Source organism: Armatimonas sp., assembly GCF_043760365.1.
In the GTDB taxonomy this organism is placed as follows: domain Bacteria; phylum Armatimonadota; class Armatimonadia; order Armatimonadales; family Armatimonadaceae; genus Armatimonas.
In genome coordinates this window covers 1-7,736 of sequence record NZ_JAYUPA010000982.1, presented here as the reverse complement: position 1 = coordinate 7,736, position 7,736 = coordinate 1, and the positions used below count along the sequence as shown (strand labels likewise).

Annotated in this window: 9 protein-coding genes; 6 read left to right on the top strand and 3 right to left on the bottom strand. The window is 58.0% G+C overall.

The genetic code is table 11. The features are described from left to right. Window positions 1-68: 68 nt before the first annotated feature. The 5 genes from ACH2EH_RS24875 (at window position 69) to ACH2EH_RS24855 (ending at window position 3,953) form a co-directional block, all read left to right on the top strand. Window positions 69-476, top strand: a complete 408-nt coding sequence (locus ACH2EH_RS24875; RefSeq protein ID WP_395146062.1) for a LysM peptidoglycan-binding domain-containing protein — start codon at window positions 69-71, stop codon at window positions 474-476. Between the two features lie 63 nt (window positions 477-539). Beyond that, a complete protein-coding gene (nusB, locus tag ACH2EH_RS24870; protein ID WP_309695988.1) occupies window positions 540-989 on the top strand; it encodes a transcription antitermination factor NusB in 450 nt (149 codons plus the stop codon). Window positions 990-1,015: 26 nt separating this feature from the next. Then, entirely contained in the window at window positions 1,016-1,888 is an 873-nt protein-coding gene (gene folD, locus ACH2EH_RS24865) for a bifunctional methylenetetrahydrofolate dehydrogenase/methenyltetrahydrofolate cyclohydrolase FolD (RefSeq protein ID WP_395146060.1), read from the top strand. A 68-nt stretch (window positions 1,889-1,956) separates the two neighbouring features. After that, entirely contained in the window at window positions 1,957-3,090 is a 1,134-nt protein-coding gene (locus ACH2EH_RS24860) for a C1 family peptidase (protein ID WP_395146058.1), read from the top strand. 29 nt (window positions 3,091-3,119) lie between these two features. After that, the gene (locus ACH2EH_RS24855; protein WP_395146056.1) at window positions 3,120-3,953 is read left to right on the top strand and encodes a polyprenyl synthetase family protein; all 834 of its coding nucleotides are present in this window, start codon (window positions 3,120-3,122) and stop codon (window positions 3,951-3,953) included. Window positions 3,954-4,092: 139 nt separating this feature from the next. On the opposite strand, the gene ACH2EH_RS24850 is transcribed toward ACH2EH_RS24855, so the two are convergent. Then, window positions 4,093-4,827: an SDR family oxidoreductase gene (locus ACH2EH_RS24850; protein ID WP_395146054.1), complete on the bottom strand. Its 735-nt coding sequence runs from the start codon at window positions 4,825-4,827 to the stop codon at window positions 4,093-4,095. 68 nt (window positions 4,828-4,895) lie between these two features. Between ACH2EH_RS24850 and ACH2EH_RS24845 the strand changes: the two genes are divergently transcribed. After that, window positions 4,896-5,882 carry a sugar phosphate nucleotidyltransferase gene (locus ACH2EH_RS24845; protein ID WP_395146052.1) on the top strand — a complete coding sequence of 329 codons (987 nt, stop codon included), beginning with the start codon at window positions 4,896-4,898 and terminating at the stop codon, window positions 5,880-5,882. Window positions 5,883-5,899: 17 nt separating this feature from the next. Here the strand turns inward: ACH2EH_RS24845 and ACH2EH_RS24840 are convergent, their stop codons facing one another. Both ACH2EH_RS24840 and recA read right to left on the bottom strand, forming a co-directional pair. After that, the gene (locus tag ACH2EH_RS24840; RefSeq protein WP_395146050.1) at window positions 5,900-6,529 is read right to left on the bottom strand and encodes a hypothetical protein; all 630 of its coding nucleotides are present in this window, start codon (window positions 6,527-6,529) and stop codon (window positions 5,900-5,902) included. Window positions 6,530-6,572: 43 nt separating this feature from the next. Further along, window positions 6,573-7,601, bottom strand: coding sequence for a recombinase RecA (gene recA / locus ACH2EH_RS24835; RefSeq protein ID WP_395146048.1), 1,029 nt, complete (start codon window positions 7,599-7,601; stop codon window positions 6,573-6,575). Window positions 7,602-7,736: the final 135 nt, after the last annotated feature.

Here is a 7,736-nt window from a genome sequence, read left to right as displayed (position 1 = left end):
TTTGCTGAAATTTGTTTTCCGCTTTACTTTGTTGGAGCGGAGTGTTTAGCCAGAAGGTGAGTATTATCATGGTGTGGGAAAGTAGCAACGGGGGGAACTTCTGGACAGATGAAGATAAGAAATTTCGTCTGTACGCACAGCAGCGGGTGCTTGTTGCCCGACAACGGCGTGTTTATCAATTTAAGCGACGGGCTCTCTGGGTTGCTCTGACAGTGGCCGGAGTCGCTCTAGCAGCCACGGTGGCGCGCTCAGCGGCTCCTCTGAGGGATAAAACAGCGCAACGGCTGCCTGAGATCAACTCCACAGAAGTGGTCACCGTCGCACCAGGAGACTCCCTGTGGAGTATCGCCCGGCGCTACAGTGTACGTGGAACTTCAACCATGGACAATATTGCCATCATCTCTACCCTCAACGGAGACATCAGCGGCAAGCTAGAGCCAGGCCAGCGCCTTGTCGTACCCGCAGCCACCCCCTAACCCCCGCAAGCGAGGGAATCCGATACCGATAGGGAGAGGGGGATGCGATACAATAGCCGCGTTATGGCGAAAACCCCCTCCCCTTCTTCCCGACGAGCAGCTCGTGAGACGGCACTGCGTATCCTCTACATGATGGAGGTAGGCAAGACTCCACGCGATATTGCCCAACAAGAGACTGTCGCGGCCAATAAGCTTGAGGAGGAGGCGGCGGAGTTTAGCTGCCTGTTGGTTGATGGCACCCTCTCCCACCAAGATGACGCCGATGCCGCTATCGCACAGCATTCTACACACTACCCTCTCAATCAACAAACCATCGTGGATCGCAATATTCTGCGTATCGCGACAACCGAAATTCTCTTCGGGCTCTCCGGGGCACCCGATGGCGTCGTCGCCAATGAGGCCGTGGAGCTTGCTAAAAAATACTCTACCCCTGAGGCCGCTAAGTTTATTAATGGCGTCATTGGTGGGCTGATTCGTTCCCGTGAAAGCGACGATACAGTCACAGAAGAATAAACGAAGACAGGGTACAATGCTGTACCGTGTCCGAACCTCTTATTCTCGATGGTGCCACTACAGCCAAGGCGATCCGCGCCGAAGTGGCCACACGCACTGCAAAGCTTAAAGAAGACTACGGCATCACGCCCGGTCTCGCTGCGGTGCTTGCAGGCGACAATCCCGCCTCCCTTACCTATGTCTCGATGAAGCGAAAGGCCTGCGCCAAAGTGGGCATCACTTCCTTTGAACACGTCTTTGGGAACGATGCGACCCAGGAAGAAGTCCTCGCCTGCATCCACAGCCTCAACGCGGACCCGACAGTCCACGGGATTCTCGTGCAGCACCCCATGCCCAAGGGCTTGGATGAAGACGAAATTCTTGGCACTGTAGACCCGGCCAAAGATGTAGATGGCATCGGGCGAGCCAGTTTAGGCGATCTTGTTCTCGGCCACCCCAGCTTTGTGTCTTGCACCCCGCAGGGCATGATGACTCTGATGAAACGCTACGGTATTGATCCGGCTGGCAAGCACGCCGTGGTGATCGGGCGCTCGGTGATTTTAGGCAAGCCGATGGCCATTGCGCTTCTCAATGCCAATGCTACCGTCACGATCTGCCATAGCAAGACCCAGAACCTCGCCGAGTTCACCCGCCAGGCCGATATTCTGGTCGCCGCCGTGGGCCGCCCGGAGCTGATCACAGGCGACATGCTCAAACCCGGCGTCGTGGTGCTAGACGCGGGCTACAACCGAGTCGAAGGCCGTGGCCACGATGTCGGCGACTGTCACTTTGAGAGCTGCGCCGCCGTGGCGAGCGCCATCACACCCGTCCCCGGCGGTGTCGGCCCGATGACCATCGCCACGCTTCTAGAGCAGACCGTGGTAGCAGCGGAGCGTTGGGCGAAAAAAATACCGGGGTAACTCAGAATAGGTCGTTTTGGTAACGTTACAAGTAACGCAAGTAGGGCATAATGTTCTCTGAGGTTACTATGAAAAACACCTGTCACTTTTTGCTCGCTGGAGCAGCTCTCTGCCTGGCCATTGGCGCATTTGCGCAAGGTAAAGCCGCTTTCTATCGCCAGCGCGATCTCCAGCTCAGTCCTGTCCTTAAGCTCAAGCTTGAGAGTCTGCGCACTGAGATCAAGCAACGGGGAGGCACGTTCCGCATCGCCCATACCAGCGCCACCGAGCTTCCCGACTCTAAACTTTTTGGTCTCAGCAACACAACCCTCTCACCCAGTGTCCTTCGTCAGCAAAACGCCGATGCCGTCAAGCTACTGGAGGCGGAGCGCCGCGCGGTAGATGTGGCGCTCCTCAAAGACCCCTCGTTGCGACTGAAAATCCCAATTTTCCGCCTGGCTCCTACGCCCAAACTGGGAAAGTGGGACTGGCGTGCGGCGGGAGAGGTAACCAATGTGCGCCAGCAGCTCGGCGGTACGTGCTGGGCCTACGGCCCAGCAGCGGCGTTCGAGGCCTCCATGCTGGTGCGCAACAACCAGCCCACAGATGTCTCCGAGCAGTATTTGATCAGCAATAGTGGTGCGGGAGTCATCAACTATCCGCCCGGCGGTGACCCCGGCAAGACCATGACTTACCTCGTCTCCGGGGGAACGGTAAGCGAGACAGAAGTCCCTGATACCGGCGTGCAGGGCACTCCCGACCCGGCGCGTTTCAAGCCGTACCGAGCAATCTCCTGGGGAGTGCTGGCCGAGGGGGGTAAAGCAAGCGTAGCGCAGCTCAAGCAGGCGCTCTGCGAGCACGGCCCCATCACCACGTGCCTCAATGCGGGAGGTGCTTTTGGCAGCTACGGCGGCGAGGCAACCGTGGTCAACGACGGCCTAGAGAACGCGGGCATCACCCATGTCGTGCTTCTTATTGGCTGGGACGATAGCAAGCAGGCATGGCTCATCAAGAACTCCTGGGGCGAGAACTGGGGCGATGAGTGCGGCTACGGAACGAAAGGCGGTTATGCCTGGGTAAAGTACGGCTGTCGCAATATCGGCTCCTACTCTATGTGGGTTCATGCCTATCCGATTTTTGTTGACTTTGCGGAGCTCACCAAAGCCTTCAAGGATCTAAAAATTGATATCAACCGGATTAAGCTTGTTCCCAACATTCGCTAAACTTCCTCAGCAGGTACAATAGCGGCGTCATGTCCTTTGACCTAGATCGTTACACACTAGAGCGCGTCGCCCACGTCAGCGACGCGCTCGCTGTTTTCTGCCCCCCCGACGGCTCGCAGCTCCGCGAGGCGATGCGCTACTCGCTCCTGGCAGGTGGCAAGCGGCTTCGTCCACTGCTGTGCATCGCCGCCGCCGAGGCCGTGGGAAGCAATATCGAAGGGGTTCTCCCCGCTGCTTGCGCTCTGGAGATGATCCACACGTTCTCCCTAATCCACGACGATATGCCCGCAATGGACGACGATGATCTTCGGCGCGGCCTGCCCACCTGCCATGTAAAATACGGCGAAGCGTTGGCAATTCTGGCAGGCGATGCTCTGCACGCCCTGGCCTTCGCGGTAGCCCCAACCCACGCCCCGCTCTTTGCTCAGGCTTGTGGCCAAATGTGCCAGGGCCAGGCCGAGGATCTGGAAGCCGAGGGGAAGTCTATCACGCTGGGGCAGCTCCAGCGTGTTCATGCCCACAAGACCGGAGCGCTTCTACGAGCCAGCGTGCTTGCAGGAGCCTACGGCGCTCCGGCCCATCAGCAAAGTTCTCTCTCGCACTACGGCGAGTGCATCGGCATGGCCTTTCAGATCGTGGACGATATTTTAGACGTGACGGGCGACGATGCGACTCTGGGAAAGCCCGCAGGCTCGGATCTCAAGCACGATAAAGCCACGTACCCCAAGCTCGTTGGCCTCGACGAAAGCAAGCGCCTCGCACGTGCCGCCGAACAGGAGGCTCTGGAGGCACTAGAAATCTTCGGACAGTCTGCTGAGCCGCTGCGCGAGATCGCCCGCTATATCGTCGAGCGCAACACCTAAACGAAAACGAGTGGTTGAAAACCAACTCGCTAGAGGCTTCGCCGGGCACTCTCCGAGTGCGTAAACTTGGTTTCCTGACCCGGAGGGTCACCCGCGAAGCACTGAGCGAGACCAACTTGTTGCCTCGTCCTCGTTTGTGCTAGAGCTGGTGGCTCTCAGGCTGGAGCGTGAGTTCCCCCAGCACAAGGTGCGCGGGCTGTGTGAGGGCGTAGAGAATCGCCTCAGCGGCATCAGTGGCAGAGAGCATCTTGTCGCGCTGAACTTTCATCTCGATAGCGGGATTGTCGTAGAACGGGGTGTCCACACCGCCCAGATAGAGCCCGGTCACTTTGATGTTATGTCGCCGGGAAACCTCCGCCCGGAGCGCCTGCAAAAAACCAGTGAGGCCGTACTTACTCGCGCAGTAGACACTAGCCTGAGCCATCGGAGCCTTGCCCAGAATCCCAACGACGTGCAGAATGTGCCCGGATTTCTGGGGCACCATGACCTTCACAGTAGCTTGCGATAGTAGCATGGCACCGTAGAGATTCGCCGCCAGAGTGAGGGTCATTTCCTCAGGGGTGATGTGCTCCAGTGCCTTGATCAGCCCAACTCCCGCGGCGTTCACCACAATATCAAGGCCACTGTCACTCGCAGCCTCGGTCACGAGTTTTTCCACGTGGGGTGCCCGCCCAAGATCCGCCACAACCGTCTTGGGGCGCCTGCCTGTCTCTTTCTCCAAGTGCGTCGCGAGCGCTTCTAGCTTCGCGTTGCTGCGCCCTGAGAGCGTCAAGAGTGCCCCCGCATGCGCAAGTGGCAGCGCGACTGCCTGCCCGATTCCACCCGTTGCCCCCGTCAACAAGACGGACTTACCTAAAAGTATTTCAGTTTTCACGACACTCTTAACCCAAATAGCTTTTCTTCTGTTCCCATTTAGCCCATAATCCAAGCTGTATGAAAGCCATGGTTTTAGGCGCAGGGATCGGTTCGCGGCTCGATCCCCTCACGCGCTCCCTTCCCAAGCCCGCCGTTCCCGTTGTCGGCAAGCCCGTGATCGGGCATATTCTGGATCACCTCAAGCACTACGGTGTTACGGAGATCATGATCAATGTGCAGTATTTAGGCGAAAAGCTCATGACAGTCATTGGCGATGGCTCGTCCTACGGAGTGAAAGTCTCCTACTCCGTGGAAGACGAGTTATGGGGCGACGCGGGCGGAGTCAAGCGCTGTGAGGCGTTTTTCCGTGACTCAGACGACGACACGTTTATGGTAGTCGGCGGTGACGATCTCTCCGACATGGACTTTGGGGCGATTATCGCGGAGCATAAGGCGAAAAATGCGACGGCGACCATCGGGGCCAAGCGCGTGGAAGACCCCTCGCAGTTTGGGATCGCGGTGACGGATGCAGATAACTTCATTACGCGTTTCCAAGAAAAGCCCAAGCCGGGCGAGGCGTTCTCCAATCTTGCCAACACGGGTGTCTATCTGTTTAAGCAGCGCGTTTTCGATACCATCCCCGCCGCCACTTTTTACGGCTTCGGCAAAGACGTTCTACCTACACTTTTGGCCGCTGGAGAGCCTATGCTTGCGGTGCCGACGGATGCGTACTGGGAAGATGTCGGTAATCTCACGATCTATCGAAAAGCCCAGCGCGACTGCTTAGACGGCGCGGTTCGCGTTGTCTTCCCCGCCGGAGCACGCGTTAGCGAGAACTGCTTCGTCTGCGAGGGCGCACAAGTGCACGGCACCCTCTCGGACTACACGGTTGTCGGGAAAAACGCGATCATTGAGGCGGGAGCTATCGTGAAGAACTCCGTGCTCTGGGACGGAGCGATTGTTAAAGCCGGGACATATCTCGAAAACTGTGTCGTCGGCAATGGTGTCACGGTTTCCAGTACCCACGGCATCTTCAACGCCCAGATCGTCGAGGCGAAGCGGCCAACCCCCTAACCCCCGCCGGGCGGGGGTTAGGGGGCGATCATGTATTCCGGCCAGTCATCGGGGCGGTGGAAGTCGCACTCGGCATGGTTTGAGGTCGAGGCCACATCAGGCTCCGTGTTTGAACCACGATGCGCATCGTAGCGGCAGACGCTCACGCGGATTGGGTCACCTGAGGTAGCGTTTAGAGGCACGCCGAGTAAACCAATCCAGCCTGCTTCCGTTCGCCACGCCTGCCCGATAATTTGAGTTGGGTCTTGCTTGAGAATATCGCCGTCTAGCTGCCCGCCTCGCGCAAGAGCAATCGTCGCGCGGTCAGGGAACTTCAGATGCAACCGAATCGCATTGGGCGTGACATGTGCCTCGGTGTAGGCATCGCTGTCCGAGCGGCGCACAAATACCTCAAAGACATCACCTAGCTCCCAAGTGTTCTGGTTGTCAGCAGTGGCGTCGTTGAAAACATCGTTGTCGGTCAGCGTCCCCAGCGCCCAGACCCGTCCCTCACGCCAGCCAAGCTGCGCCGTAGCAGGTAGGCCGCTTGGTTGTGATGTAGAGTTTTGTTGCCAGCCTTGAATCAGAGGAAGCAGGGGGCACTCCGCAAAAGCTGCCTGCACGGCGGCGCACTCCGAAAAATTAAAAGGGGCAAGCGTTTTCAGCATGCCCCCTATCGTACCAGAATTGTTCTGGAAGCTGGAAGAGAGCCTACTCCTCGGTAGCCGAGGCGGCAGTTGCTCCCAAAGACAAGACTTCATCCGCAACACCCGAGTTCTTAATCTCCCCTTCAATGGTGTCCATCATCGCGGGGTGCTCCTCAAGGAACTTCTTCGCGTTCTCACGCCCCTGGCCGAGGCGCTCGCCCTTGTAGGAATAGAACGCGCCGGACTTGGTGACCACATTAAGCTCGGTGCCGATATCCACAATCGAGCCCGCACGGGAGATTCCCTGGCCGAACATGATGTCAAACTCGGCCTGCTTGAAAGGTGGGGCGACTTTATTCTTGACGACCTTGACACGTGTACGGATTCCAACCATGTCGTTGCCGATCTTGAGTGTCTCGATACGGCGAACATCCAGGCGCACCGATGAGTAGAACTTCAGGGCACGCCCACCGGGCTGCGTCTCCGGGTTGCCGAACATGACCCCAATCTTCTCACGGAGCTGGTTGATAAAGATCGCGGACGTGTTGGTCTTGCTGAGAGAGCCGGTGATCTTGCGCAGTGCCTGGCTCATCAGACGCGCCTGCATCCCGACGTGGCTGTCGCCCATGTCGCCCTCGATCTCGGCCTTGGGCACGAGCGCGGCAACCGAGTCAAGAACGACCAGCGCGACGGCGTTGGAGCGCACAAGTGCATCCACGATCTCCAGCGCCTCTTCTCCCGTACTGGGCTGAGAGATCAGTAGCGTGTCTAAGTTTACTCCGAGCGCCTTGAAGTAGATCGGGTCCACGGCGTGCTCGACATCCACGTAGGCGCAGATACCGCCCTGCTTCTGGGCTTGCGCAACAATGTGCGCCGCAACCGTGGTCTTACCCGACGATTCCGCGCCGTAGATCTCAATGATACGGCCCTTGGGGATTCCTCCCACACCCAGCGCCAGATCGAGCGCGAGCGCCCCGGTCGGAATCACTTCAATTGGCTCAATAGATTTCTCCCCGAGCCGGACAATCGTCCCCTTACCAAACTGTTTCTCGATCTGCGCCAGGGCAATATCGAGCGCCTTTTCCTTATCCATAATACTCCTCACCGTTGCCCCGCTATCCGCGGGGGCTTCCTACGGTAAAACGGTCCGCAGACCGCGTTTCTAACAAAACGTGTAAGATTTTTTTTCGTTTTGTCAAAATTGTCAAGATTGTGTCTTGAAACTCCA